General features: G+C 62.2%; 24 protein-coding genes and 2 tRNA genes. 9 read left to right on the top strand and 17 right to left on the bottom strand.

Annotated features, from left to right (window positions below; all coding sequences use genetic code 11):
- Positions 1 to 112: 112 nt before the first annotated feature.
- A complete protein-coding gene (locus ACR42D_RS15335; RefSeq protein WP_484567663.1) occupies positions 113 to 1,648 on the top strand; it encodes an ankyrin repeat domain-containing protein in 1,536 nt (511 codons plus the stop codon).
- Positions 1,649 to 1,760: 112 nt separating this feature from the next.
- On the opposite strand, the gene ACR42D_RS15330 is transcribed toward ACR42D_RS15335, so the two are convergent.
- The 13 genes from ACR42D_RS15330 to ACR42D_RS15270 form a co-directional block, all read right to left on the bottom strand.
- Entirely contained in the window at positions 1,761 to 2,486 is a 726-nt protein-coding gene (locus ACR42D_RS15330; RefSeq protein WP_484567662.1) for a 4Fe-4S dicluster domain-containing protein, read from the bottom strand.
- A gap of 10 nt (positions 2,487 to 2,496) precedes the next feature.
- Complete coding sequence (fdnG, locus tag ACR42D_RS15325; protein WP_484567661.1) at positions 2,497 to 5,544, bottom strand: formate dehydrogenase-N subunit alpha; 3,048 nt, start codon at positions 5,542 to 5,544, stop codon at positions 2,497 to 2,499.
- A gap of 22 nt (positions 5,545 to 5,566) precedes the next feature.
- Complete coding sequence (locus ACR42D_RS15320; protein WP_484567660.1) at positions 5,567 to 5,791, bottom strand: hypothetical protein; 225 nt, start codon at positions 5,789 to 5,791, stop codon at positions 5,567 to 5,569.
- A gap of 639 nt (positions 5,792 to 6,430) precedes the next feature.
- Positions 6,431 to 6,508 (bottom strand) — tRNA-Glu (locus ACR42D_RS15315).
- Between the two features lie 9 nt (positions 6,509 to 6,517).
- Positions 6,518 to 6,592: transfer RNA gene (locus ACR42D_RS15310), tRNA-Gln, on the bottom strand.
- A 59-nt stretch (positions 6,593 to 6,651) separates the two neighbouring features.
- Positions 6,652 to 7,002, bottom strand: a complete 351-nt coding sequence (locus tag ACR42D_RS15305; RefSeq protein ID WP_484567659.1) for a hypothetical protein — start codon at positions 7,000 to 7,002, stop codon at positions 6,652 to 6,654.
- A gap of 39 nt (positions 7,003 to 7,041) precedes the next feature.
- On the bottom strand, positions 7,042 to 7,527 hold the full coding sequence (locus ACR42D_RS15300; RefSeq protein ID WP_484567658.1) for a DciA family protein: 486 nt from the start codon (positions 7,525 to 7,527) through the stop codon (positions 7,042 to 7,044).
- 3 nt (positions 7,528 to 7,530) lie between these two features.
- Positions 7,531 to 7,953: a PEGA domain-containing protein gene (locus ACR42D_RS15295; RefSeq protein ID WP_484567657.1), complete on the bottom strand. Its 423-nt coding sequence runs from the start codon at positions 7,951 to 7,953 to the stop codon at positions 7,531 to 7,533.
- Positions 7,954 to 7,961: 8 nt separating this feature from the next.
- Positions 7,962 to 8,849: a universal stress protein gene (locus ACR42D_RS15290; protein ID WP_484567656.1), complete on the bottom strand. Its 888-nt coding sequence runs from the start codon at positions 8,847 to 8,849 to the stop codon at positions 7,962 to 7,964.
- 253 nt (positions 8,850 to 9,102) lie between these two features.
- Complete coding sequence (locus ACR42D_RS15285; protein WP_484565549.1) at positions 9,103 to 10,245, bottom strand: IS481 family transposase; 1,143 nt, start codon at positions 10,243 to 10,245, stop codon at positions 9,103 to 9,105.
- A 306-nt stretch (positions 10,246 to 10,551) separates the two neighbouring features.
- The gene (locus tag ACR42D_RS15280; protein WP_484566530.1) at positions 10,552 to 11,211 is read right to left on the bottom strand and encodes an IS1595 family transposase; all 660 of its coding nucleotides are present in this window, start codon (positions 11,209 to 11,211) and stop codon (positions 10,552 to 10,554) included.
- A 180-nt stretch (positions 11,212 to 11,391) separates the two neighbouring features.
- Positions 11,392 to 12,210: a PEGA domain-containing protein gene (locus ACR42D_RS15275; protein WP_484567655.1), complete on the bottom strand. Its 819-nt coding sequence runs from the start codon at positions 12,208 to 12,210 to the stop codon at positions 11,392 to 11,394.
- A gap of 150 nt (positions 12,211 to 12,360) precedes the next feature.
- Entirely contained in the window at positions 12,361 to 14,067 is a 1,707-nt protein-coding gene (locus ACR42D_RS15270; protein WP_484567654.1) for a hypothetical protein, read from the bottom strand.
- A 183-nt stretch (positions 14,068 to 14,250) separates the two neighbouring features.
- Here ACR42D_RS15270 and ACR42D_RS15265 point away from each other — a divergent pair, with 183 nt between their 5' ends.
- The 5 genes from ACR42D_RS15265 to ACR42D_RS15245 all read left to right on the top strand — a co-directional run bounded on the left by ACR42D_RS15265 (position 14,251) and on the right by ACR42D_RS15245 (position 20,620).
- A complete protein-coding gene (locus ACR42D_RS15265; RefSeq protein ID WP_484567653.1) occupies positions 14,251 to 15,162 on the top strand; it encodes an ArsR/SmtB family transcription factor in 912 nt (303 codons plus the stop codon).
- Between the two features lie 23 nt (positions 15,163 to 15,185).
- On the top strand, positions 15,186 to 16,616 hold the full coding sequence (gene ahcY, locus ACR42D_RS15260; protein WP_484567652.1) for an adenosylhomocysteinase: 1,431 nt from the start codon (positions 15,186 to 15,188) through the stop codon (positions 16,614 to 16,616).
- 216 nt (positions 16,617 to 16,832) lie between these two features.
- The gene (locus tag ACR42D_RS15255; protein WP_484567651.1) at positions 16,833 to 17,963 is read left to right on the top strand and encodes a GtrA family protein; all 1,131 of its coding nucleotides are present in this window, start codon (positions 16,833 to 16,835) and stop codon (positions 17,961 to 17,963) included.
- Positions 17,964 to 18,035: 72 nt separating this feature from the next.
- Positions 18,036 to 19,526, top strand: a complete 1,491-nt coding sequence (locus ACR42D_RS15250) for an ArnT family glycosyltransferase (RefSeq protein WP_484567650.1) — start codon at positions 18,036 to 18,038, stop codon at positions 19,524 to 19,526.
- A gap of 122 nt (positions 19,527 to 19,648) precedes the next feature.
- Positions 19,649 to 20,620 (top strand): discoidin domain-containing protein, encoded by a 972-nt coding sequence (locus ACR42D_RS15245; RefSeq protein WP_484567649.1) that lies wholly within the window; start codon positions 19,649 to 19,651, stop codon positions 20,618 to 20,620.
- A gap of 24 nt (positions 20,621 to 20,644) precedes the next feature.
- Here ACR42D_RS15245 and ACR42D_RS15240 read toward each other — a convergent pair whose 3' ends face one another.
- Positions 20,645 to 21,898 carry a molybdopterin molybdotransferase MoeA gene (locus tag ACR42D_RS15240; RefSeq protein WP_484567648.1) on the bottom strand — a complete coding sequence of 418 codons (1,254 nt, stop codon included), beginning with the start codon at positions 21,896 to 21,898 and terminating at the stop codon, positions 20,645 to 20,647.
- 9 nt (positions 21,899 to 21,907) lie between these two features.
- A complete protein-coding gene (gene argB / locus ACR42D_RS15235) occupies positions 21,908 to 22,783 on the bottom strand; it encodes an acetylglutamate kinase (protein ID WP_484568470.1) in 876 nt (291 codons plus the stop codon).
- Between the two features lie 352 nt (positions 22,784 to 23,135).
- Between argB and ACR42D_RS15230 the strand changes: the two genes are divergently transcribed.
- Both ACR42D_RS15230 and ACR42D_RS15225 read left to right on the top strand, forming a co-directional pair.
- On the top strand, positions 23,136 to 24,329 hold the full coding sequence (locus ACR42D_RS15230) for a putative sulfate/molybdate transporter (RefSeq protein ID WP_484567647.1): 1,194 nt from the start codon (positions 23,136 to 23,138) through the stop codon (positions 24,327 to 24,329).
- A gap of 101 nt (positions 24,330 to 24,430) precedes the next feature.
- Positions 24,431 to 25,282 carry an amino acid kinase family protein gene (locus ACR42D_RS15225; protein ID WP_484567646.1) on the top strand — a complete coding sequence of 284 codons (852 nt, stop codon included), beginning with the start codon at positions 24,431 to 24,433 and terminating at the stop codon, positions 25,280 to 25,282.
- Positions 25,283 to 25,655: 373 nt separating this feature from the next.
- Here the strand turns inward: ACR42D_RS15225 and ACR42D_RS15220 are convergent, their stop codons facing one another.
- Complete coding sequence (locus ACR42D_RS15220) at positions 25,656 to 25,862, bottom strand: hypothetical protein (RefSeq protein WP_484567645.1); 207 nt, start codon at positions 25,860 to 25,862, stop codon at positions 25,656 to 25,658.
- 91 nt (positions 25,863 to 25,953) lie between these two features.
- Between ACR42D_RS15220 and ACR42D_RS15215 the strand changes: the two genes are divergently transcribed.
- Positions 25,954 to 26,298: a helix-turn-helix transcriptional regulator gene (locus ACR42D_RS15215; protein WP_484567644.1), complete on the top strand. Its 345-nt coding sequence runs from the start codon at positions 25,954 to 25,956 to the stop codon at positions 26,296 to 26,298.
- Positions 26,299 to 26,328: 30 nt separating this feature from the next.
- On the opposite strand, the gene ACR42D_RS15210 is transcribed toward ACR42D_RS15215, so the two are convergent.
- The gene (locus ACR42D_RS15210; protein ID WP_484567643.1) at positions 26,329 to 26,475 is read right to left on the bottom strand and encodes a hypothetical protein; all 147 of its coding nucleotides are present in this window, start codon (positions 26,473 to 26,475) and stop codon (positions 26,329 to 26,331) included.
- Positions 26,476 to 26,505 lie beyond the last annotated feature (30 nt).

The raw sequence follows: 26,505 nt of genomic DNA, 5'->3' as shown, positions 1-26,505 counted from the left end.
GGATCTTTTTTTATTCTTTCGTGACGTTCCGCCGCTCCGGGTTGACCGATCGCGCCGTCTCGGACATAGTTCTAGCGGCTGCTCCGGCAAACCTCGCAACAAGGAACGAACCATGCGGAAACTGTGCATGACCGTCGCCCTGGTGCTTGGCCTCTGCCTCGTGGCCGGAGCCCAGGACCCCGCCCCCGCCGAGCACCTCAAGGCCATCGGCCGGGCCGCCGACCTCATCCCCACCGACCCCCGGGCAGCGGAAGCCGCCCTTGCCGAGTTCGAAGACAACCTCGCCATCGCCTGGCGCATGTATATCGTCTTCACCACCCGCCCCGAATCGCCGGAGCGCGACAAGCTGCTGGACGAAATGGCCGCCCGGTTGGTCGGCGAGATCGATCACCCGAAGTATCCGTATCTGCCCAAAGCGATCCGCTCGCTCAAGGACGTGCTCGAGTATGTCATGGCAGCGTATATCAACGTGGACGTCTATTCTCGGCCCTGCGCGCCGTTATGGCTCTTCCGCAGGCATCCCGAGGCCATGGAGGCGACCTGGGCCGAAACGAAGTGGACAGGATATTTGGTCTCCTCCCGGCAGGTGTACATCTGTCGCGTGCCCGACGACCAGGACCCCTTTCATCTGCCGGAGGTTAATAAGTTCAAAAGCTGGCTGGAGAGCATGGATTCCCCTTCGGGTGCATACCGGGGGACCTTGGAACGGTGGTATGGGATGGGCTACTACCGGTGGGAGATCTCGGTGTGCCTCGACGTCCGCCGGGTGGGAAGCCCTGATCCGTCCATAGGCACGTTCCTGTCCCTGTGGTCGAACCAGGGCATATGGGAGAAGTTGCTTACCCGGGGATACGAGGCACAGCGAACGAAGACCGTGGCTGTGCTCGCCAAGTGGCTCGCCGCCCACAACGCTCTGTCCCCCGAGGACTCCGCCGAGTATGCCGGGAGGATCGCCGATGTCATGACTACCCGCGTATTGGGACGATACCCCAAGGCGTTGCTGAACACCGCCCAAAGCCCCTGGTACCGGTATGCCGTGTCCGGGGAACCGTCCGGGAGCGGTCTGGAAGCGATCATGCCGGACTCGCAAACGGAGTTGAACTACATGCTTCAGGTCAGCGTTCTGAACCACCGCCCGCTCAACGAGATCCGCGCCCTGCGGGAGGCGGGCGCGACCCTGCGGGACGCCTTTGAGAATGAGGCGATCCTGGCTGTGGACGATCCTGACTATCTCGAGGGCGTTCTTTCGCTGGGCGCGGACGTCGAGCACGCCAATCCCTTCGGCAAGACCGCCCTGATGTATGCAGTCCAGTTCGGCTACACGGAGTCGGCCAGGGTCCTGCTCGACCACGGCGCGGATGTGAATAGGGTCACGGTCCCTCTGAAGTCGTACGGTGAGCCGAATCCATTCTGGCGTCTCGTCCCCTACAGCGTCTCCAGCGTGAGAAGCCCGCTTGTCTATGCCTGCGAGCAGGGGAATCTCGAGTCGGTCCGTCTCCTGCTCGATCACGGGGCGGACCGCTCTCTGCGGTTTCGGAAAGTATCACCCGAGCAACAGGCCGCAACATGGCTGAAGCTACTCGACCGGAACCCGGTCATGACCCCGGCTGAAAAGGAAATAGCCCGCCACCTCCTGGCCGGGGAGTAGGGCGGCCAGGCCACTCCCCATCCCCTCCTCAAAAAAAGTGTCGGCCCGGCGGGTGAGGCCGGGCCGACGGTACTGAGGGTCCGCGCCCCCGCATTGGGGGCGCGGGGGTTCTCTAGGAGCGCATGGTCCGGATCTGCTTGCCGAGCTTGGCCAGGAACTGCTTCCTGGACAGGGAGTCGGGCATGACGTCCGAGGCGTCGGCCTCAAGGTAGTCGTAGTAGCTCGCCGGATCGATCGCGGCCAAGTAGATGACTCGGGTTGCCTCCGGGTCCACCAGCATGGCGTCCGGGAACTTCTCCTGTGCCGCGGCCAGCCGTTCCTCGGCCAGCTTGAGCATGTCCTCGCGGTCGCCGAAGTTCATGGTCCCGGTGGGGCAGGCCTGGACGCAGGCCGGGAGCTTGCCCGCCCGCACCCGGTCGATGCACATGTCGCACTTGTTCACGACCTTGGTCTCGGGGTCCACCCTGGGGATGTCGTAGGGGCAGGCCATGCGGATGGACTCGCCGTCCTCCTTGGCCGTCAGTTCGGTGTAGACCACGGCCCCGGTCTCCTTGTCGTGGATGATGGCCTCGGGGTTGTCGGGCACCGTGGAGCAGGGGGCGTCCAGACAGTGGCGGCACTGTTCCGGGAAGAACAGCCAGCGCAGGGTCCCGTTGTCCACCACCTCGGAGAAGCGGACGAGCCGGATGGTCTTGGAGGACAGATCCTTGGGGTTCTGGTACGAGCCCCAGTTGGTGGTCTTCTCCGCCGGGAGCTTCTTCCATTGCTTGCAGGCTATCTGGCAGCCCCGGCACGCGGTGCAGCGGGTCAGGTCGACCAGGAATGATTTACCGTTCATATCGTTCTCCTTACATCTTGCGGACGTTGGCCACGAAGACCTTGGTCTCGGGGATGCCGGTGTTGGGGTCGCCCACCGACGGGGTCAGCAGGTTGGCGGAATCGCCGCCGCTGCCGTCGTGGGGCATCTGCCAGCCGAAGCACCACGGCATGCCGATCTGGTACACGGTCTTGCCCATGATCTTGAGCGGGTGCATCCGCTTGGTGACCATGGCGATGGCCCAGACGTTGCCCCTTATGGACTCGACCATGACCTTTTCGCCGTTTTCGATGCCCTTTTCCTTGGCCAGCTCCTCGCTCATCTCCACGAACAGCTGCGGCATGGTCTCGAGCAGCCACGGAGTGTGGCGGGTCATCAAACCGGTCTGCCAGTGCTCGGTCACGCGGTAGGTCGTGGCCACGTACGGGTACTTGGGATCGGCCACGGCCATGGTCTCGTGCGCGAAGCGCAGGGCCGTGGGGTTGTTCAACTGCCCGGAGAACTGGTGCGTCTTGAACGGGGTCTCCATGGGCTCGTAGTGCTCGGGGAAGGGGCCGTCCGCCCGGCCCGGTCCGAAGACGTGGCCGTGTCCGTGCGGCTTCATGATGAAGGCGTACTTGGTGCCCGGGGCCCAGCCGCCGTCGGGCACGTCGCCGATCCACTTCTCGCCGTTCCAGGCCACCACCGGCTTCTGCGGGGCGTAGGGCTTGCCCGTGTTGTCGCAGGAGGCGCGGTTGTAGATGATCCGCCGGTTGACCGGCCAGCACCACGACCAGTTGGAGAACAGCCCGATCCTGGCCTGTTCCGGGGTCTGCTCCGTGCTCCGGCGCGCAGCCTTGTTGCCGTCCTCGGTGTAGGAGTTGCAGTACAGCCAGTTGCCCGAGGCGGTGGAGCCGTCGTCCTGGAGGAACGCGAAGCTCGGCACCAGGGTGCCCTTCTTGTAGGTCTTGCCCTTGATGGTCACGTCCTTGAGGAAGTAGCCGTTGATCAGCTTGGCCACGCTGTGGGCGTCGTACTCGCCGTGGGCCTGCCACATGTCCACCGAGAGGTTCTTGATGGGCTCGGGGAACGCCCCGCCGTCCTTGGCGTACAGTTTCTTGATCGCCTCGAACAGCTCGGTCATGATGTGGCCGTCGGTCTTGGACTCGCCCCTGGGGGTCGGCCCTTGGTAGCGCCACTGCATCCAGCGGCCGGAGTTGGTGATGGAGCCTTCCTTTTCGATGGACACGGCACAGGGCAGGAAGAAGACCTCGGTCTTGACCTTTTTCGGGTCCATGCCCGGCCCGCGCCAGAAGGAGCCGGTCTCGTTGTCGAAGATGTTGACGTTGACCATCCAGTCCAGGTTGGCCATGGCCCTGCGGTTCTTGCCCGCGTTGGCCCCGCCGCAGGCCGGGTTCATGCCCCAGGCGAAGAAGCCGGTGAACGCCTTCTTGTCCATGTGCTCGAACAGCTGGAGCCAGGTGTAGGTGGTCCCGTCCTCGGCCTTGGGCAGCCACTTGTAGCCGTCGTCCAGCGAGGCCTCGGGATACATGGCCTTGAGGAAACTGGCCATGTACTTGGGATAGTACTGCCACCAGGCCGCGCTCTTGGGATCCTTGGCCCCTTCCAGGTGCGGCTTGGCCTTGGTCGTCACGTATTTCTCGTACGAGTCGAGGGCCGCGTTGGGGGTGGCCAGGTAGCCGGGCAGGATGTGCCACAGCAGACAGTGGTCCGTGGACCCCTGGACGTTGGATTCGCCGCGCAGGGCGTTGACCCCGCCGCCGGCCACGCCGATGTTGCCGAGCAGCAGCTGGACCATGGCCATGGTCCGGATGTACTGCACGCCCACGGTGTGCTGGGTCCAGCCCATGGCGTACATGATCGTGCCCGCCTTGTCCGGCTTGCCCGTGGCCGAGTAGAGCTTGTAGAATTCAAGCAGGCTGTCCTTGTCGATGCCCGAGGTGCTGACCACCTTGTCCACATCGTAGCGGGCGTAGTGCTTCTTGAGCAGGTTGTAGACGCAGCGGGGGTGCTTGAGGGTCGGGTCCTTCTTGGGCAGCCCCTGCGCGTCCGTTTCAAAGGCCCACTGGGACTTGTCGTACTTGCCGGCGTAGTCCGCGTCGTCGCCGTTCTTGGTGTAGCCGCTGAACAGGCCGTCGTCGAAGGTGAACTTGTCGCCCACGATGAAGGTCGCGTTGGTGTGGCTGACCACGTAGTCGCGCTGGATCAGGTCGTTGTCCAGGATGTACTTGATCAGCCCGCCGAGCACGGCGATGTCCGAACCGGCGCGCAGCTGGCAGTACAGGTCGGCCTTGGCCGAGGTGCGGGTGAAGCGCGGGTCCACGTGGATGAGCTTGGCGCCCCTGGTCATGGCCTTGGTCACCCACTTGAAGGAGATGGGATGGTTCTCTGCGGCGTTGCTGCCCATGACCAGGACGCAATCGCTGTTGGCGATGTCGTTCCAGTGGTTGGTCATGGCCCCGCGGCCGAAGGTCTCGGCCAGGGCCGCCACGGTGGAGCTGTGGCAGATGCGCGCCTGGTGCTCGATCCAGACCAGGCCGAGGGCGCGGAGCATGGCCTGGTAGGTCCAGCACTCCTCGTTGTCGATGGCCGCCGAACCGACCGAGGCCAGCCCGTTGCAGCGGTTGACCACCTGCCCCTTGGCGTTCTTTTCGGTGAAACTCTCGTCGCGGGTCTTCTTGACCCTTTTCGCGATCTCGCCCAGCGCCCAGTCCCAGGAGACTTCCTTCCACTCAGAGGAATAGGGTGCGCGGTACAGCGGGCGGGGCGGGCGCTCCTTGTTCTCGGCCAGCTGCCAGATGGACGCGCCCTTGGCGCAGGTCGCGCCCTCGTTGATGGGATGGTCCGGGTCGCCCTCGACGTTGACGGCCCGCTTGGTCTTGAGGTCGGTGTTGACGATCAGGCCGCACCCCACGGCGCAGTAGCAACATACCGAGGTGGTCTGCTTGCTCCATTTGGGCTGCAGCATGGCGATCCGGTCCGCGGCCTTGGCCTCGGCGGCGAATCCCAGCCCGCCGAACGCCGACGACACGGCGGTCACTGCGGCCAGTTTGAGAAAGCTTCTTCTGTTGACGCTCATATCCACTCCTTTGGTTAGATGGTCATCCGGCCCGCGTTTCCCGGCACAGGCGGCATTGCAGGGCGTAGCCGTAAGCCCCGGCAGGGCACGTGGGGACCGGCCGCACGGCGGCGGGCCCTTCCTCCCAGCGGGGGCGATAGGACATGGCTACGGCCTCGATCGCCCGCATGGCCTGCCCGAGCCCCGAGAACGGGACGCAGGAGGCCGCAGGGTCGGATGGCGGCGCGTTACGCGTTGATACGGACATAGAATCCTCCATTGACGGTATGGCGAATCCCGCAAATGCGGGTTGCTCTCGGAACCGGCGCGATGCGCCGGGCAGGACGGTGGAAGGGGGGACGTGAGAAGGAATGAGGAAGAGCGCCGGCCCGGGTAACCGGCGGAACAGGGCGTGTGCGGCTAGAAGGCGCTCCCGGGAGCGTGTGTCGAAGGGAACCGGACCTGGCACCCATGGGGCCCCCTTCAGTATCGCCGGACCGGCAGTCCGGGCCCGACGGGATATATGGTTCCTATTGCGTGCATGCGTTCCTCTGGACGCGCTCCCTCGGAAGACATTCCCGATGCGACCCGGTCGGGCAAACCTTCGCGCCCCCTCACTGGGGCGCAGAGGCTTTTTGCCGACCGGCCGGGCTTACGCGCCATTATCAACCTAGGCGCAGGCTGTGGACGACGCAAAGAAACAAAACAATACAATGATTCCGCACAATTATGTCAAAACAGACATAATGGAAGCGGGGGGATGGGCTGGTGATCCGCCGGAACCGTGAAGGCGGGAAGGTTGGTGTGTCGATGGGGAGCATGGAGCGCCCGACGGGGTGCGCACATGGGCTGGCCGCCGGGCAAAGAAAAAGGCCTTATGCTGTGTGCATAAGGCCTTTGGCTTCCTTGGCGTCCCCAAGGGGATTTGAACCCCTGTTAACGGCGTGAAAGGCCGCCGTCCTGGACCAGGCTAGACGATGGGGACGCAATAAGTTGGCTGGGCTGCAAGGACTCGAACCTTGATTAACGGAGCCAGAACCCGTCGTCCTGCCAATTGAACGACAGCCCAGCAGCGAGAAGTTGATTTAAGGGTTGGGCCTCTTTATGTCAACTTCTTTTTTGCAGAAATTACACGGCGCGGGCGAGCCGGCGGGTGCGCTTCTTCAGTTTGGTGATCTGACGGCGCAGGCGATCGCGCTGGGCGCGGCCTTCGGTCTCGCTCTTCTGCACGCGCAGGGCGCGGATCTGCCGCTTGATCTCGTGGATCTGCTTCTTGTACGGAGAGATCTGCTCCTCGTCGACGATGCCGAAGACTTCTTTGATCTCGGCGACCAGCTCGTCCTTTTCCTTGCCGGAAGCGCCGGTGACCATGGGGAGCTTCTCCATGCACAGGGCACGCAGCTCCTTGGCGGTCATCTTTTCCAGCGGCTTGGTCAGGCCAAGCTCGTCAAAGGAAATTTCTTTCACTTCTTCACTCATGGTGTACTCCTTAAAAAAATGCCCTGAGGCGGAATTCGTTTATGAGTCGTCAAACATGCGCTGGTACGCCCGGTAACATCTGCCAACCGGCGAATCCGGGTCCAGCTTTTCATTCAAGCTGCCTAACTTCTCAGGTTTTTTAAGTTTCCTCGGAGGCTTAGGAGCCTCCGGCCGGATCTCTCCGTCCAAAGGAACTCTGCCGTTTAGCAGTTCGAATACTACTTTGTCAAAGACTTCCTTACCTAAAAATCCATTGACCCGCTCCAGGATCATCGGCCCCAGGAACTGGGCCTCCTGCATGACGATGGGATCGTCCGCGGCCAGGACCAATCGTCCGCCGCGATGCCCCAGGGGCCGGGCCATGCCGGCCACGTCACCCAGCAGCTCGTCCCAGGCCCGCCACAGCCGGACCAGGTCGCGCCCGCCCGCCCTGTCCAGCCCTCTCAGCAGGTCGGGCAGGGCCGCGCCCACGCGTTCGGCCTTGCGCCGTCTGCCCGGCCGGTCCGTTGTGCGTCGATATGCCATGGATCAGATCCCCGCGCCCTTGGGCGTCAGTTTGATGGTCACGATGGACGGCTCGAGCACGTAGGCCTCGCCGCTGCGCTCCTGCTCGTCCACTTCCTTGGCCGTCCGGGAGGCCACGCCTTCCGGTCCGTCGCCCAGGATCATTCCGGAGATGACCCCGTCGCGGATGGCCTTGTCCGGCTTGAACTCGCGGCGCACCAAGACCTCCTCCTGCTCGTATCCGTCCTTGACGATGGTCAGCAGGTGGTCGGATTTGCGGTCCAGGCTGACCGAGCAGGGCGTGGCCGAGCACGCCTTTTCGCCGTCCGCATACACGGTCGCGCCCAGCGGGTCGGTGGACACCGGAATCTTCTGCTTGGGCACGCCGCATGCGCCGACCAGCAGCAGGCAGGCGAGACAGGCGAGAACGGCTTTGATCCGGACCATAGATACTCCTAAATGCACGTGCGGGCGCGGTAGTTGACCAGCACGGACGGGCAGCCCGGCGAGAGCGCCACCTGGATGGTGGTGGAGCCCACCGAGGGCTTGGCGTGGTCCTCGCTGGACGAGTATTGGGCCATGATGACCAGGTCCGCCTCCTGCCAGCGGGCCTGCTTGAGTATCTCCACATACGGCACGCCTTCCCAGCAGTGGAATTCATGGCTGACGCCCTGCAGCGCCCGGGCGTACCGGCTCTGCATGCGGCCTATGGCCTTGTCGATGAAGACCTCCATGGACTGCATGTAGTACGCTGGATTGGGCGTGATCTGGCCCACGTCCAGGACGTGGAAGATGTCCAGGTGCGCGCCGAAGGTCGAGGCCATCTGCACCGCGTAGCACAGGGCCGAATCCGACGGCGTGGAAAAGTCCGTGGCCATGACGATGCGCTTGATCTTCGTCCCGGCGGGCATGGGGTTGGTGACCACCATGACCGGGCAGAACACGTTGGCGCAGACCTTGCGGATGGTCGTGTCCACCACGCCCCACATGCGGTCCGCACGGTGCGGCGGCTGGGTGTGGTGGCCCATGACGATGAGGTCGATGCCTTCGGCATGGATGATCTTGAGCATCTGCTCGTGCGCGTTGCCCGTGGACACCCGGATGGAATGGGGGATGTCCTTGAGATCTTCCTTGTAGAAGGCCGCTATCTTGGCTTCGGTCGCGGCCAGCAGCCGGTCGCGGTCCGCCTGGTCGTCGAAGCAGCACCATTCGTCCCGCTCCAGGGGCAGGGAGTGGAACAAGACCACCTCCGCATTGCGGGAACGGGCCAGCTCAAAGGCCGCCCTGGGCGCGGTCTGCGTGTCGATCTGCGGGGTCGCCGCCAACAAAATCTTCTTGAACATGTCCTGCTCCTTGTCCGGCCTGTGGAGTCCACGCCGCCCTTCGCCAGCCGGCTTGGCGAATGCCCTAGCATACTATCGCAAAAATCCTCCAGCCTCCGCAAGCATAAACCCAGCCGCGCATTTTTTGCAAAAGATGTTGGGTGGGCGCCTCCGGCGGCCGGGGGAAGGGGGAAAGGGAACCCTTTGAGAAAAGGGTTCCCTGTGCAACCGGAAACATGGGTAACACTTCTGCCCGGGTACATGGGTAACACTTTTATTGTTCGTCTACCGGTTCCGGGGGCCTGATCAGGCCCCCGGAACCGGAGGCGGGCAAGATGCCGAGCAGGACTGATCCGGCGTAGATGTTCAAGTCGCCGGCGCGGTTTTCCAGAAGGCCGATCAGACTGCCGGCCAGGCCCTGGCTGATGTACCGCCTGCGGCCCCTCCACTTGATTTCCCCGGTGTTTTTGACCCGCCGGACAGTGTGCTGTGCGGCGTATTGAAAGTCCGGTATTTCAGCTGGATATCTTCTCTCCGATCGGACGTAGACCTGGGCTGGGACGGCCATGCCCAACGCTTCATGGGGCCTGTTGTGGTTGTAGTGCCGACGCCAGGCGCGGAAGCGGCGCTGCTGTTGCCGCAGCCCTCTGCCCAGGCGGATTTCCCGCTTGAGGCTGCGGTGCATCCGCTCGTGCGCCCCGTTTTGTTGCGGCTTGCCCGGCTCGATAAACTCCACGTCGATCCCCAACCGCAGCCAAAGAGCACTCAGCCGGGACAGGCCGCCCGCTCCCGCCCCCGCGAACGGCGTTCCGTTATCCACGCGGATTATTTCGGGCAGGCCGAATCGGGCGAAAGTCCGGTCGAAGGCCTCCCGCGTGGGCGCGAAGGCGGGCCGGGACAGGGCCTCGCACCCCACGAGAAATCGGCTGTAACTATCCATAATCGTTAATGGATAGCAGGTGCTTCCGCAAAGCATCCTGAACCAGCCCTTGTAGTCGACGCTCCAGACGTGGTTGGGATGCTCGGGCTCCGTCAGCGTGCCTGGCCATTGCCGAAACCGGGCGTTGCGCCGCCTGCGCGCCTTGACCAGCCCCGCGTCCTTGAGGATGAGGGCGATGGTGCTGTGGGAGGGGGGCCGGAGCCCCCGATTGCGCAGCTCACCGGCGATCTTGCGCGGCCCGATGCCCGGCCACGCCTTGCGCAGGGCCACGACGGCCTCCCGCATTTCAACAGGCGTCCTATGCGGACAACCGCGCGGCCTCCTGGTCAGCTCCATGAATCCGAACTTGCCGAGTTCATGGTATCGTTTCAGCCACTTGTATCCTGTTTTTCGACTGATGCCGTACTTGCGGCACAATGCCGCCAGGGCCTCGGCGCCAAGCTGCGCCTCCATCACAAACAGCCATCGTTGATCCATAGGTTTGACCTCATTCCAGGGCATGGGCACCTCCAGGCTCTCATGCCCAAAGTGTTACCCCTGTTCCCGGGCTAATGTGTTACCTATGTACCCGGGCTGTACCCCCTTTCCCCCTTCCCCCGGACCCCCATCCCCCTTTCCCTCCTAAACTTTAATGTATGCGCATGCGCGCGTTCGGCAGGGTGTGGATGGCCGTATTTCTCAGCGGGTAAGTGTGCGGTCGAGGCAACGTGTGGGAAGGGGGGCGGCGTAATGTTTACGCACCCCGCGCAGCGGCGACAAAAAGTTTGGGGCTGACATAGATAACTATGCCGCGTTGTGCCTTTTTATCCATTTTTTCAGGATAGATAACTGCTCTTTTGGGGAGCCGTAATTAAACCTGAATTCGCACTCTTTCAAATACAGCCAAAAATACTTGCGAGGAATACCGTTGTACTTCCTCAGATGGCGCTTACTTTGGTTCCAGAAGTTCTCAATGCCGTTGATATGGTTATGCCCATCAACATAGCGTTTGAGATGATTAATACGATAGTGTTTAAATTCAGACACATCGAGCACCTTGTAGGATGACAAACCATCCGTATACACCACGCTGTCAGGCTGAACCTGCAAGTCGATTATCCCTTTCAAGGTCTTGGTTTTAGTGTCGGGGATTATTTCAGCGTACACCATCCCATTGCGCTTAAGAATGCCAAATACTGGGACTTTACCAGCAGCCCCCCGCCCTCGAATGCCACGGCGATAGCCGCCAAAATAACTCTCATCAACTTCTACCTCTCCGGCAAACATCTCAACGGAAGGCATCTGCTCTGCGATAATCTTCCGTAATCTCTGATAAAAAGTGATCGCGGTGTTGCGGTTTACACCTACCAGTTCACTGGCTGTGCGGGCTGGGGTGCCAGCAACGAAATGCTCAATCAGACGACCGGATATATGAGCCGACAAACGCGATCTTTTTAGCCTCATAGTCCCCCCTAATACGACGAGAGATCTATGTCAGCCCCAAAAGTTTTGGAGATCCTTAAGAACCTTTTTCAAAAAGTTCTTAAGCCGTCGGAGACGCCCGCCGGCGAGGCGCCGCCAAAGGCTCCCACGAAAAAAGGGCCCGCGCAGGCGAGCCCTTTTTCGTGAATGGAGTCCGAACCGTTATTCCGAGGACCCGCTGTCGGATTCTTCGGCCCCTTCGAGGAGTTTGACGGCCTCGAGCCCGGCTTCCACGGGGTTGACGTGCACGCCGACGCTGGCCGAGGTGCTGGTGGTGGTCTTGGTGTACGAGCCGTCGCTCTCGTGCCTGGTGGAGGAGTGGCTGCTGCCCCATTCCTTTTCCGTGCCCACGGTGGGGGCGGCCACGGCCGCGCCTTCAAGCACGGCTTCGGCCTCTTTGGCCGGATCGTCGGCCACGGCGTCGCCCAGGGTGGCGGGCTCGGTGGTGCTGACCTGGCCCTGTTGCTCCAGCCGCTTCTGGTCGGCGGGGTCGAGCTGGTCGCTGGAGATGACGACCGGCGCGTCGTTTCCGGCTTCGTCGGCCTGAGCCACGGACCGGGAAGGGGGCGCATTTACGGGTTGGAGCTTGATGACCACGGAAGCCGGGGAGAGGACGTAGGCGTCGCCGGATTCCTCTTCGGCCCCGACGCTCATGAGGGCGTTGGCCACGGCCCCTTCGGCGTCGGCCCCGTTGGAGCTCTGCCACAGCCCGGACTGGGCGGCGTCGCGGGTCACGCCCGCAGTGTCGTACTTGCGGGTGATCTGCACGTCCACCTGCCTGTAGCCGTCCTTCTTCACGGTCAGGATATGCGGCTGGGTCTTTTCCAGGGTGACGTTGCACGGCGTGGTGCCCACGGCCTGTCCGTCGGCCAGGACCTGCGCCCCGTCCGGATTGGAGCTGACCGGAATGTTCTGGGTGGCCGCGGAGCATGCGGAAAGGACGAAACAGGCCAAAAAGATAAGCGGGTACAACGGCTTCATGGAAACTCCTGATGTGGTTTCCTCTGCCTATACGGAAGGTCTATGCGTTGTACAATTAGATATTGAAAAAAGTGTGTTCAAGGACGGGGATGATTCCTCGCCTCCGGCAACGGCTTGCCTGGAGGAATGTCGCCGGAGTCGAGGGGGCGGTTATTTGAAATGTTCGTAGAGCGTGAATATGGCCATGAGCACCGGGATGATCACGCTGCCGACGACCATGGCCAGGGAGCTGAAGTCGTAGGGCCATTCGCAGCAGTCGCCCAGCCCCTTCTGCAGCTCCAGGATCGCGTTGGCCTTCTCGATGCTCTCCGCGTCCTGATTGTCTTTCAGTTCATTGAGGGCGTTGTCCAGCTGGAAGTTCAGATCGCACATCTTACGGTATTTTGACCGGACCATGAGCCTGTGCATGTTGAGTTGCGGCACGATGAATATGGTCACGACCACCAGGCTGAATATGCTGGAGATGGTCAGGCTCAGCGCGTCCGCGCGGGCGAAGAACATGCATATGACTATGACCGTGTATATGGCCCCGGTGATAACGGCTACGAGCCACAGGTTTTTACCCACGTCACGCACGCTTCTGGACAGGCGAGGGTGGATGCCGATCTCGATGGTCTGCCAGATGTTCTTCTCCCCCCTTTTTTGCTTGCGCCCCAGGGACCAGGTGAGCCAGGTGATGCCGCCCAGGCACCAGAGCATGGCGCCGGACATGAACAGGAGCGGCAGCATGACCATCTTGTAGGTCTTCTGGGACAGGAGCCAGCGTTGCGCCGGGCTCTTCCGCTGGTACACGAAGCGCAAGGGGCCGGGGAGTTGGTCAGCCCGCCGCTTCTCCCATTCGTCCTTTTCCTCGCGTTCCGTTTTTTCCCGCTCCCTGCGAAGGCCCTCGGGCGAGGTGTCCCGCACTATGGGAGGTCTGCCCTTATCCTTGTATTCGGACATCCGTTTCAATCTGGGCGAGTGATTGCTCCATTCGGGATCGATGCGCTGCTTTTTCTTGTATGTCGCGTCGTCAATGTTTTCGTCGAAGGTCGGGTCCGGGGGAAGCGGATCATAGATGTCCTGGGGCGGCAGGGTGATCTCGGCGTAGTTGCCGGGCCTTTGCTTGCGACTATCCTGTTCCGCCAGGTTCTCATCCCTGGCCAGGCGGAGGACCTTGCCGAGAGGCAATTCCACCCAGCCCCAAGTGGAGACCCTGCCCGACTCCGCAGGCGTTGTCGGCCCGGAGTTGTCGGCCTGCGGAGTGCGCTCCCAGGTTTTGCCCACCGTGACCAGGGTGCGGTCGCGCAGTATCTCCCGGTGGAGGATGTTGTGCGACGGCGTCGGGTATATCTGCCGGTCTTCAATGCCCGGCCAGAACAGCGCGACGAAGATCACCCCCATGACCACCATGCCTCGGTTGTCGAAGGCCCGGCGTACGAGCTTTTCGTAGGCCTCGATGACCTTGTCTCGTTGGTTGTCGGCGGCCATGTTGCAGAAGACGATGGTCGCCCTTTCGGTCTGTTTTGAATAGGCGATGATGAGAATGGCCAGGAGACCGGGGAGCAGGGCGTAGACGATATTGAGGGCGAACCGGCCGCTTTCCTCGCCGCAGATGGCCATGGCGGAAACACGTATGGCCGCGAGCGCCAGGCTGAACGCGACCCAGGGCAGATACAGCCTATTGAAGAAAAGGTGTTTGCCGATGAACTCCGGAAAGGGTGTGACCATGTAGTCGAAATCGTCTTCGTCTATCCCGCAGGCGGAACGCTTTCCTTCGGATGCGCGCGCATCCGGCTCATCAGTCTTCCGGGCATGGCCGTTCGTTCCCTCGGAGGACACGGCGGTCTCCTCGGGCTTGGACATCTTCTCTTGCATGACAAACTCCCCTCGTTGTCGGTTGCGCAAAGATGTATCTTGTAATGACTATGTCTAAATCTATTGCCAATTCGCAAATAAATGTCAACATGTCGAACTGAAAAGCGCCTTGACCGGTCGGCCCATCTTATGTAGGTAAGGGTTGTTCCGTATATCAAGATATCCTGATATAGAGCAAATTGAATGGAAATAATAAAGTATTGCAAAGCGTTGTCGGATGAGACCCGAGTGCGTCTGGTCAATGTCCTGCTGGAATACGAACTCAACGTGGGTGAAATCGTCCAGGTCATGGAGATGGGGCAGTCGCGGATTTCGCGGCACCTCAAGATTTTGTCCGAGTCCGGGCTGGTGGGCGTGCGCCGGGAAGGGCTGTGGGCCTTTTACCGGGTCAGCGAGGAAGGTCCGGGACGGAGTTTTCTCAACGGCGTGCGCGATCTCATGTCCGGCGAGCCCGAACTCAAGCGGGACCGCAACCGGGCGGAGAAGGTCATCCTGGAGCGCACGGCGGCCACCCGCCAGTTCTTCGACGACATCGCGCCCGAGTGGGACCGCATGACCGCCGAGGTTCTGGGCGACCTGGACCTGGGGCGCGAGATCCAGACCCGGCTGCCCGAGTGCGACTGCGCCGCGGACATCGGCTGCGGCACGGGCGACATGCTCGAGATACTGGCCCGGTCGTCGCGGTCGGTCATCGGCGTGGACAACTCGCCCAAGATGCTCGAACTGGCCGAGGAGCGGTTCTCCGGCGACGGCCACATGAGCCTGCGCATCGGCGAGATGACCCACCTGCCCCTGCGTGACTGGGAGGCGGACTGCACGGTCATGTCCCTGGTCCTGCACCACCTGGCCATGCCGCTAGACGCCATCCGCGAGGCCGGGCGCGTGCTCAAGATCGGCGGACGGCTGATCATCGCCGAGTTCGACCAGCACGACAACGAGCTCATGCGCTCGGAGTACGGCGACCGCCGCCTGGGCATCCCCCGCGAGAGCATGTGCAACTGGCTTGAGGAAGCCCGTTTCGATATCCGTTCGGTTACGGAATTCAAGGTCAACATGGGCCTGGTCGTGGTCCTGTACGAGGCCGAAAAACGATAACAATCCCTTATTTGGAGGTATTTATGTCCAAGAACGTCATGCCCGTCGATCCCGCTTGCGAAAACAAGGTGGCCGACATGTCCCTGGCCGAATGGGGCCACACCGAAATGCAGCTGTCCGAACGCGAGATGCCCGGCCTGATGGCCATCATCGAGAAGTACGGCCAGGAAAAACCGCTCAAGGGGCTGAAGGTCACGGGCTCCCTGCACATGACCATTCAGACCGCCATGCTGATCAAGTGCCTGCACGCGCTGGGCGCGGACATCCGCTGGGCGTCCTGCAACATCTTTTCCACCCAGGATCATGCCGCCGCGGCTATCGCGGACTCCGGCATGGCCAAGGTCTTCGCCTGGAAGGGCGAGACCCTGGAGGACTACTGGTGGTGCACCGAGCAGGCCCTGACCTGGCCCGACGGCTCCGGCCCGGACCTGATCGTGGATGACGGCGGCGACGCCACCCTGCTGATCCACCAGGGCGTCAAGGTCGAGGCCGACCCCACCCTGTGCGACAAGGAATACGACGTCCATGAATTCCGGATCATCATGGACCGCCTGGCCGCCTCGGTGAAGGCCAACCCGACCAAGTGGACCGAGATCTCCAAGAAGGTGCGCGGCGTGTCCGAGGAGACCACCACCGGCGTGCATCGCCTCTACGAGATGCAGCGCGCGGGCGAACTGCTCTTCCCGGCCATCAACGTCAACGACTCGGTGACCAAGTCCAAGTTCGACAACCTGTACGGCTGCCGCGAGTCCCTGGCCGACGGCATCAAGCGCGCCACCGACGTCATGGTCGCGGGCAAGGTCGTTGTCGTGGTCGGCTACGGCGACGTGGGCAAGGGCTGCGCCCAGTCCATGCGCGGTTTCGGCGCGCGTGTGCTTGTCACCGAGATCGACCCGATCTGCGCCCTGCAGGCCGCCATGGAGGGCTATGAGGTGACCACCATGGACGACGCCGCCTCCCGCGGCGACATCTTCGTCACCTGCACCGGCAACTACCACGTGGTCACCGGCAAGCACATGGAGGCCATGAAGGACGAGGCCATCCTGTGCAACATCGGCCACTTCGACTCCGAGATCGAGATGGTCTACCTGGAGAAGACCCCGGGCTGCGTGCGCAAGGAGGTCAAGCCCCAGGTGGACAAGTGGACCATGCCTTCCGGCAAGTCCATCATCGTCCTGGCCGAAGGCCGCCTGGTCAACCTCGGCTGCGCCACCGGCCACCCGAGCTTCGTCATGTCCAATTCCTTCACCAACCAGGCCCTGGCCCAGATCGATCTGGCCCAGAACGACTATGAGCCCAAGGTCATGATCCTGCCCAAGAAGCTGGACGAGGAAGTGGCCCGCCTCCACCTGGCCCGCCTCGGCGTCAGGCTCGAGAAGCTGACCAAGGCGCAGGCCGATTACATCGGCGTGGACGTGGAAGGCCCGTTCAAGCCCGATCACTACCGCTACTAGTCGTAAGACAGAGCAAGAAAGTAAAGAGGAGAGTCCGTCCGGGCTCTCCTCTTTTTGTTTATGGCAGCCGGATGGGGGCGCGGTGCAGGGCGTGCGGCGGTGGACAGCAGGTGATTCATAAGTGCTTGATTTGTGAAGCCCGCTGGTTCATTATTGAAAAGTATAGAATATACCGCTCCATATCGGGGCCTGCGCCCGGTTTTGGAGGGAGCCCGCATGAAAATCGCCTGTATCGTCCTGCCCACCTACAACGAGTCGGAAAACGTCGCGGTCCTGCTGCCCCGGATATTCGAACAGGCCGACAGGATTTCCAGCCATGAACTTCATGTGCTGGTCGTCGACGACAACTCCCCGGACGGAACGGCAAATGTCGTCAGGGGGCTGCAGGCGCGGTTTCCGCACCTCCACATCATCACCGGACAAAAGCGGGGGCTGGGCGAGGCGTACAAGCGCGGTTTCGCGCACGCGATCAGGGAGCTCGATCCGGACCTGATCCTGCAGATGGACGCGGACCTGCAACACTCGCCCGAGCTGCTGCCGTTGATGATCGGCCTGGAGCAATACGGGTTCAGCTTTGTCATCGGTTCCCGGTTCGTTCTCGGCGGAAGCACGCCGAACTTTTCCTTCAAGCGAAGGACGCTGAGCCTGGTCGGGAGCTGGCTGCTGCGGAACATGGGCGGCCTGCCCGCCATAAAGGACTGCACGTCCGGGTTCCGCTGCATCAAGGCGGAGCTTTTGAAGCGTTGCGATCTGACGGGACTGTCCACCAAGGGATATTCCTTCCAGTCGTCGCTCCTCTTCGAGCTGGCCCGGAACGGGGCCAACATCATCGAGGTCCCCATCACCTTCCCGGATCGGGTCAGGGGCGATTCCAAGCTGGGGATGGCCGACCAGATCGAGTTCCTGTTCAATCTGGTCAGGATACGGTTCCGCAACTCCAGTGAATTTTTGCGATTCCTGTTTGTCGGCGCCTCGGGGGTCGTCGTCAACCTGGGGCTGTATTACATCCTGACCCGGCTGCTTTCCATCGGACTGGCGGTCGCCGCCCCCATCGCCATCGAAGCCTCCATCATTTCCAATTTCACCTTGAACAACCTCTACACGTTCAAGACGCGCGGGTCCGGGAACAGCCTGAAGCGGCGTTTCTTGTATTTCCACATGGCGGCCGGTCTTGCCGGGGTGGTGAACTATTCAATATTCATGTCGCTCGTGCACGGAGTCGGCATGTACGACATACTCGCCAACTGCGTCGGCATTGTCGGCGGAACGGTAGTGAACTATATGGTGAATTCGCGTATCACATGGGGCGCCGGAAAGAAGGACAAGGCGTTTCCCGCAGACAGGTAGTCTGGAGGGCGGGATTATCGCCGTTCAGGCCGTCATGACTACAGGACGATGACAGAGAACAATTTGCGCTTCTTGGGGAATCACTATGCGGCGGTGCCGCTGCTGCTCGTCCTGTCGTTCGCGGTCAGGTTCTCCTGGTTTTACACGCCGACCATCGGCTGGGACGAGTCCACCTTTATCCTGTTCGGGCAGCATATCCTCAACGGCGGCCTGCCGTATGTCGACTTCTTCGACATCAAGCCCCCACTCCTGTTTTATTTCTTCGCCGGCGCGATCAAGGTCTTCGGGGCCACGATACCGGCCATGCGCGTGGCGGGCACCCTGTGCGTCTTCATCACGGCGAGCGCCTGCTATTTTCTCGCCAGGCATATGTGGGGCGGGGCGGCCGCCCTTTTTGCCGGAATCCTTTGTATAGCCGGAATGTCCGTGGGAAACGGGATGGCCGTGTTGTCCGAAACCGTAGCCATGGCCCCGTTGATGGGCTGCATATATCTGGTGATCGCCGAGAACCGGCGCGGCTGGGCCATGTTTCTGGCCGGAGCGTGCATGGGGGCCGCCGTGCTGGTCCGCAGCAATCTGGCGTATACCTGCCTCCTGTCGGCACCGGGCGTCCTGTACATATTGTATGAGGACAAGAGGCGGCTTCTCGGCCGGGCTGCACTCTATGCCCTCGGGGGGGGCTGCGTCCTGCTCCTGGCCCTGTATCCGTTCTATGCCCGCCATGCTCTCGACGACCTGTACAGGGCGGTCGTCCTGACCCCCTTGGGGGGAGCGAACGGCGCCATGAGCATCGCCGGGCTCAGAGGCCTCGTCTGGTCGTGGAACGACGGCTGGAATCTCCCGCTGCTCCTGGCCTTGTGCGGAGTGTCTCTCTGCCTGTCGCGCATAAGACAGCGTCCCCCGTCGCAAATCAGACATCTGTTTTTTTTGTTTTCGATCCTGGTGGCGACGACAATATCCTTTTCGGGCGGGAAGACGATGTATGCGCACTACGTCATGCAGTTGATCCCCGTTCTGGCGCTGTTCGGCGGGTATCTCCTCTGCCGTCTTCATGAGAATTGTGGCCGGATGCGCCCGTTCTGCTATGTCCTGGCCTTTTACATCCTTTTGCTCCCGTCCTTACCTTTGTCCTTCACGCTGCAAAGGCTCGGCAGGATCGCTCGGGACATGGACAGCGAGTACCATGTCCTCGCAAGCGACGATTCCCGGACGGCCAGGTATATCGCGGCGCATCTGCCGGAGGACCGGAACGTCTGGGTCATGGACAACCACATCATCTATTGGTTTCTGTCCATGGAGCCGCCCGCCAAGTATCTGATGCATCCCGACAAGATCTCCCTGGGGGACGAAATCGCCATCGACTCCGGCCACACGGAGACCTCGCTCGGGGTTATCGAGAAGGTTTTTGCGCAAAGGCCGTACTTCATAGTCCGAGAGATCAACAACCGGTATATTCGGGAAGGCACTCCGGAGGGGGACCTGATCAACGCCGCCATGCGCGAGCGGTATGACAAGGTGGCGCAGTTCGGACGGTTGGGCGTCTTTCGGATCAGCGACGGCTAGCGTCCGCCCCATTGGCTGTGTGATGACCCTGTAACCTGTCGCCAATACACATGAATGTCGCATTTATTTCCCCTTCATGATTTATGCGGACGGGCGCGGTCCGTTGTGATAGGTATGCCGACATGGTCAACGCCCACCGGTATGGAATTTCGCCGCTTTTGCCGCTTTTGCTCGCCGTCCTGCTCTGGGCCGCTCCGGCCCTGGCTATGGATGTGAACGTCCGGGTGTCCAGCTTCAAGATGAACCTGGGGCTCGAATACGGCCCGGAAAACCTGTTGGACGGCGATCCGTCCACGGCCTGGGCCGGGGGGAGCATCTCTTCGGGAGAAGGGCAGTGGATGGAGTTTTCCTTCGACATGCCGGTGCGCGTCACGGGGTTGGGCCTTTATAACGGGCACCAGGGCGAAGGGCAGTTCGAGAAGTTTCGGCGCATCCGGTCCGGCCGGGTGGTCTATCCCGACGGTTCGGAGTTTCCCTTCTGGCTGCGCGACGAAAAGGGCGAGCAGATCATCAAATGTCCCGGAAAGCCGTTCAAGTCGCTGCGTATCGTGGTCGACTCCGTCTTTCCCGAGGGCGTGGCCCTGGCGCGGATGAAGCTGGCCGTGTCCGAGGTCAAGCTGTACCTGACGCTGATGCCCGCGCCCGAGAGCGGGGTGGACGGCAAGGATACAGCGGGCGAGGAGTTCAAGCCCCAGGTGCCTCCCGCGGACACGGTCAATCCCGTGCCCGAGGAGATACAGGCCCTGCTCCGGGATTTCTACGTCAGGCAGACCTCCCTGGACGACGACTTCTACATGCTGTTCGCGCCCCACGTGCGCGACCGGTTCGACTTCCAGTTCGAGGTCTTCAAGGAGATCCAGCGCCAGCGCGGGACCTTCAAGCTGCTGCGCACGGCCAAGGTGGACCCGTCCGGACTCGGCTTCGAGTTGGTCTATCTGGACAAGGACGTGGCCGAGGTCCGCGTGTTCGGGAGCTACCGCGTACAGGTGGGCAAGCTGGACAAGAACCTGGAGGACGATTCCGTCTTCGTGCTCATGAAGGGCGTTGAGGGCTGGAAGATTCTGGAGCTCGACGGCCAGGAAGAAGATTTCTAATCGAATAACAGCTAAATCAAGCTGTTAGACAATCCATGTATCAATCAGCTCCGAGGCGTAGAGCCCTTCGGACTCGGCCGGGATCACGGCCAGGCCATGGGCCTGGACAATGGTCCGCAGCAGGCCGGACTTGCCGAGCACCGGATGGGCCAGGGGCGGCTGTCCGTCGCGATCCTCCAGACGGATGCGCACGTAGTCCTCGCGTCCCGGCTTGGAGGCCACGTTGCGGGCCAGCTCGGCCTTGCGCAGGCAGCGGCGGTTCGGGGAGAAGGCTTCGGCGTCGCCCATGAGGTGGCGGAGAAGCGGCAGGATCAGGACGTGCATGACCACCAGGGCCGAGGTCACCTGGCCGGGCAGGCCGATGACCGGTTTGCCGCCCACGCGGCCGAGGATGGTCGGCTTGCCGGGGCTGATGGCCACCCCGTGCGCCAGAATCTCGGCCTCGTCCATGGCTTCGATGGCCTGGACCGTGAGGTCGCGCACACCGATGGAGCTGCCCCCGGACAGCAGGACCGCGTCGTTTTCGGCGATGGCCCTTTCGAGCGCCTTGCTCAGGCTCTGGAGATCGTCCTTGATGATGCCGTAGGGCACGGGGTCGCCGCCCGCCTGTTCCACCAGAGCGGCGACGGTGTGGGTGTTCACGTCGCGCACCTGGCCCGGCTTCGGGGTTTGCCCGACTTTGATGAGTTCGTCGCCCGTGGACAGGATGCCCACCCGGGGCCGTTTGCGCAGGGAGAGTTCCTCGAAGCCCAGGGCCGCGGCCAAGCCGATCTCCTGGGGCCGCAGGACCGTGCCTGCGGGCAGGGCCTCGGCGTCCTGTCTGGCGTCCTCGCCGCGCTGCATGACGTTCTCGCCCGGTGCCACGGACTTGCGTATCTCGATGGTCCCGCCCACGGTCTCGTCCTGCATGGCCTGGGTGTGCTCGACCATGACCACGGCGTCCGCGCCCTCGGGCAGCACGCCGCCGGTGGCGATGCGCGCGCACTCGCCCGGCATGAGGACGGTTTCCGGCAACTTGTCGATGGGCAGGGCGGCCACGCACTCCAGGTAGCCGGGGTTGGACTCCCCGGCCCCGAACACGTCGCGGGCGCTGACCGCGAATCCGTCCATGCAGGAACGGTCCAGCAGGGGCCAGTCGTGCGGCGCGACCAGGCCGCTCGCCAGGACGCGCCCGGCCGCTTGGGTCAGGTCCACGGTCTCGGAGCCGAGCGGTTGAAATCCGCGCAGCAGGGCCTCGAATTCGGTCCGGGAGATGATCGTGAAAAATCCGTGTTCCATGCGCCCGGCCTAGTAGATGATCTCGGTGCCGATACCGGATTTGGTGAACAGTTCGAGCAGGATGCAGTTTTCCACCCGGCCGTCGATGATGGCCGATTTCTCCACCCCGGCCACGGCCTCCAGGCAGCAGGTGATCTTGGGGATCATGCCGCCGGTGACCACGCCCGAGCGGATGGCCTCGAACGCCTCCTTGGCGGTCAGGGAGGTGATCAGTTCGCCCTCGGCGTCGAGCAGGCCGGGCACGTCGGTCAAAAGATACAGCCGCTTGGCCCCCAGCGCGGTGGCCACGGCCCCGGCCACGGAGTCGGCGTTGATGTTGTAGGTCGCGCCGGTCTCGTCCACGCCCACGGGCGCGATGACCGGGATGAACCCGTCGTTCAGCAGCGAGTGGATGAGCTTGGTGTTGACCGAGGTGACCTCGCCCACCTTGCCCAGGTCGATGATCTCGGGCGGGGCGTCCTTCTTCTCCACGGCCAGCTCCTTGGGCTCGGCCGTGATCAGTCGCCCGTCCTTGCCGGACAGTCCCACGGCCTCGCCGCCGTGCAGGTTGATCAGGTTGACGATCTCCTTGTTGACCTTGCCCACCAGAACCATCTCGACCACGTCCATGGTGGCCTGGTCCGTGACCCGGTACCCTTCGCGGAAATGGGACTCGATGTTCAGCGCCTTGAGCATCTTGCCGATCTGCGGCCCGCCGCCGTGCACGACCACCGGGTTGATGCCGATATATTTGAGCAGGATGATGTTCAGGGCGAAGGCGCGTTTCAGGTCCTCGTCGATCATGGCGTTGCCGCCGTACTTGATGACGATGGTCTTGCCGAAGAATTCGGTGATGAACGGCAGGGTCTCTATGATGGACTTGGCCTGAAGCTGATACCGCTTCATGTCCCGCTTGCTGATGGACTCGTGTTTCATGCATGGCTCCTGGTTGCCGGAAAAGTACCGGAATCAGGCCGAATTGTCGTGGAAACACGGCGGGAAGTCAATTGCGGCCTTGAATGGTCTGTCTTGTGGTACCGGTAGGCGTCAATGGACGCATCCGACGGAGCGGGATGAGACCGGATTTCATGGGACCTCGCAGGGGCGCGGGTGCGATGGACTGTCACCGGTCTGAATGCCGTCTATGGAAAGGCCGACAAAAAAGTTGTCGCGAAGTCAGCAGATCGCGGTTGCGGGCATTGAGTCGAGTCTGTTAACTCCTCATAAAGTCCGGGGAAAATAACCAGAGGATAAGCACATGCGATTGAGCTTCAACAGGATGGAATGGGCGGGCTCCGTGGGCGACCTGGGGACCCTGCTGCCGCTGGCCTTCGGCATGATCATGATCAACGGGATGTCCGCCACCGGGCTGTTCCTGACCGTGGGGCTCATGTACCTCGTGGCCGGGTTCTACTACCGGGTGCCCATCGCGGTGCAGCCCATGAAGGTCATCTCGGCCTACGCCATCGGCCTGGCCCTTTCGCCCCAGATGATCACCGCCTCGGGCATCCTGCTGGCCGTGATTCTCCTGTTCCTCGGGACCACCGGCCTGGTCGACCGGGTGGCGCGCCTGGTGCCCAAAGCGGTCATCCGGGGCGTGCAGCTGTCCACCGGCATCCTGCTCCTGTCCAAGGGCGTCTTCCTCATCGTGGGCAAGAATCCGCTCCAGCTCATGACCGGGGTCCCGGAGCCGTTTCTGGTCATCCAGTCCATCGGACCGGTGTCCATGTCCATCATCTCCGGCGTGGTCTTCGGTCTCGTCGCCCTGTTGCTGTTGCGCAGCAACCGCTTCCCGGCAGGGTTGGTGGTTGTTGTCGCAGGCGGAATATTCGGCACCCTGTTCGGGGCCTGGCGGGAGTTGGCCGACGTTCAAATCGGGTTTCATCTTCCGGAGATCCTGCCTTTCGGCATCCCGGCCCTGCCTGATTTCAGTTTCGCGCTGCTCGCCCTTGTGGCGCCGCAGATTCCCATGACCATGGGCAACGCGGTCATCGCCAGCCGGGACCTGAGTTTTGAATATTTTGGCAACGAGAGCCGCAGGGTCACGGACCGCGCCCTGTGCATCTCCATGGGACTGGCCAACGTGTTCGCCGCCCTGGTGGGCGGCATGCCGGTCTGCCACGGGGCGGGCGGCCTGGCGGCGCACTATACCTTCGGGGCGCGCACCGCCGGCTCCAACGTGATCATCGGCGTGCTCTTCGTGGCCCTGGCCGTGCTCCTGGGCTCCCAGGCCATCAACGTCCTGCACCTCCTGCCCATGGGCGTGCTCGGCATGCTCCTCTTCTTCGCCGGGGCGCAGCTCGCCCTGACCATCCAGGACATCCAGACGCGCTCCGGCCTGTTCGTCATGATGATCATGCTCGGCATCACCATGGCCTCCAACCTGGCCTGGGCCTTCGGCGTGGGCCTGTGCATGAACTGGATCATCACCCGGGGCAGGATATCCATCTAGGCATGATGCTCAAACGGACGTGATTCCAAACGGCTTGCCATTTTTCCCCCGGCAGGTATTATGTATGAAAATCCGAAAACATATCTTGGAGGGCACCGCGCATGGGCAAGCTGATAAAGGAAAAGGACGCAAAGGGCAGACTGCATATCGACACCCCGCTCATGGGCGAGTCCCTGGTGGACCGCACCCTGCTCAAGAGCACCGAGGCGGGCGAATATTTCCGCATGCAGCCGGACGTCAACGTGCTCAAGATCGGCGGCCAGTCCATCATGGACCGGGGCGCCAAGGCGCTGTTCCCCATCCTGGATGAACTGGTCAAGGCCAAGGAAAAGCACAAGATCCTGCTCATGTGCGGCGGCGGCACCCGCGCCCGCCACGTCTACTCCATCGGCGTGGACCTGGGCATGCCCACCGGCGTCCTGTCCAAGCTCGGCGACAAGGTCTCGGCCCAGAACGCCGAGATGCTCTCGGTCCTGCTGGCCAAGCACGGCGGGGCCATGATCGGCCACGGCGCGCACCTGGAGCAGCTGCACATGTACTGCCAGCTCGGCTACCTGCCCATCACCACCGGCATCCCGCCCTACGGGTTCTTCGAGCACCCGGCCGAGCACGGCTCCATCCCGCCCCACCGGACTGATTCCGGGGCGTTCCTCCTGGCCGAGAACATCGGCGCGCGTTCGCTTATCTTCCTCAAGGACGAGAAGGGCATGTTCGAGAGCGACCCCAAAAAGGCCAAGAGCCGCGACGCTCTCAAATTCTACGACAAGATCCACGTGGACGAACTGCTTGCGCTCGACCTCGACGACCTGATCGTCGAGCGCCCGGTCCTGACCTTCCTCAAGAACGCCAAGACCCTCAAGTCGTTCCAGATCATCGACGTCCTGCGGCACCCCGAACACCTGCACGCCGCCCTGGACGGCGAACACGTGGGCACGATCATTTACAAGGATTAGCCTCCGGCGGCCGGGGGAAGGAGAAGGAAAACCCTTTGGAAAGGGCTTTTCCTTCCCCTTCCCCCGGACCCCCATCCCCATCCTTTCCTAAACTTCTTGTCGCCGCTTCGCGGGGAGCGAACACGAAAAAAGGGCCTCCGACTCGAGATGAGTCGGAGGCCCTTTCTTTCCTAAAACTGGAGCGATTCGGGTGGCACAGGCACCCGACAGCGGCTCTTTTTTCTTCGCCGTCCTCTCGCGCCTGCGCAAGGCTTTCGAGAGTGGGTCAGATGTGCATTTTCTTCCCGGGGGCTTTCGCCGCAGCGTAGCCTTCTACGTGAGGACGAAAGCCCCCGGGGAAAAATGTGCAGATGGCCCGCTATCGAAAGCCGCCCTATTCCTTCTTGCCTTCGGCCCCTTGGCCGTCGCGCTCCAGATAGACGACTTCGGCCCCGGTGTGCTTGACCAGCTCGTTGAGCTCGCACTTGCGGATGCGCTTGGCGTAGATCTTCAGATCGCCGCCCTGCACGCCGACAACGCGGAATCTCGGCTTTTTGGTCCCTTCTTCGGAACGCATGCGTTCACGTACGAAAATCTTCATGACTGCCTCCTTGGGTTGTGCCTCAATGGATAATTGTCTATACTGCATATATATCCTCTAAGCACATATAGTCAAGAAGGACTTTTCACAAATGTCGAAAAAAGTGGGCGGCGCAAAGCCGCAACGGTACGTACAGCCTTCCCTGCTCATGGCCCTCAAGGGAGGGCCTTCCTACGGATACCAGCTCATCCAGACCATCGGGGACTACGGGTTTCTGAGCGGCGACGCGCCTCCGGGCATGATCTACCGCCATCTGCGCCAGATGGACGAGGAGGGGCTGGTCGTGTCCTCCTGGGACAGCGAGGGCGACGGCCCGGCCAAGCGGGTCTATTCGGTCACCAACGAGGGGCTCGAGGTCCTTGAGGCGTGGATTCTGCACATGGAAAAGCAGCGCGACCGGCTGGACGGCTTCATCCGGCGGTATCGGGAATCGTAGCGTGGGCGGCCCCGGGGACGGGGCGCCGGATCAGGAGAGGATGTGCCGGTACAGGGCGCGTTCCCAGCAGCTGGAGACCATGACGGCGGTCCGATGGGCCATGCCCAGGGAGCGGAGTCTGCAATAGACATGCAGAGGATTGAGCCTGTGTTGCAGGCGGGAACGGATATCGGTCATACTGTCTTATCGGTCTGCGCGGGGTGGGCT

The sequence above is a fragment of the Pseudodesulfovibrio sp. lm2024 genome (assembly GCF_051175575.1).
Taxonomy (GTDB): domain Bacteria; phylum Desulfobacterota; class Desulfovibrionia; order Desulfovibrionales; family Desulfovibrionaceae; genus Pseudodesulfovibrio; species Pseudodesulfovibrio caledoniensis.
The sequence above is the reverse complement of the archived record's forward strand: the minus strand, read 5'-3'. Positions and strand labels throughout refer to the sequence as shown.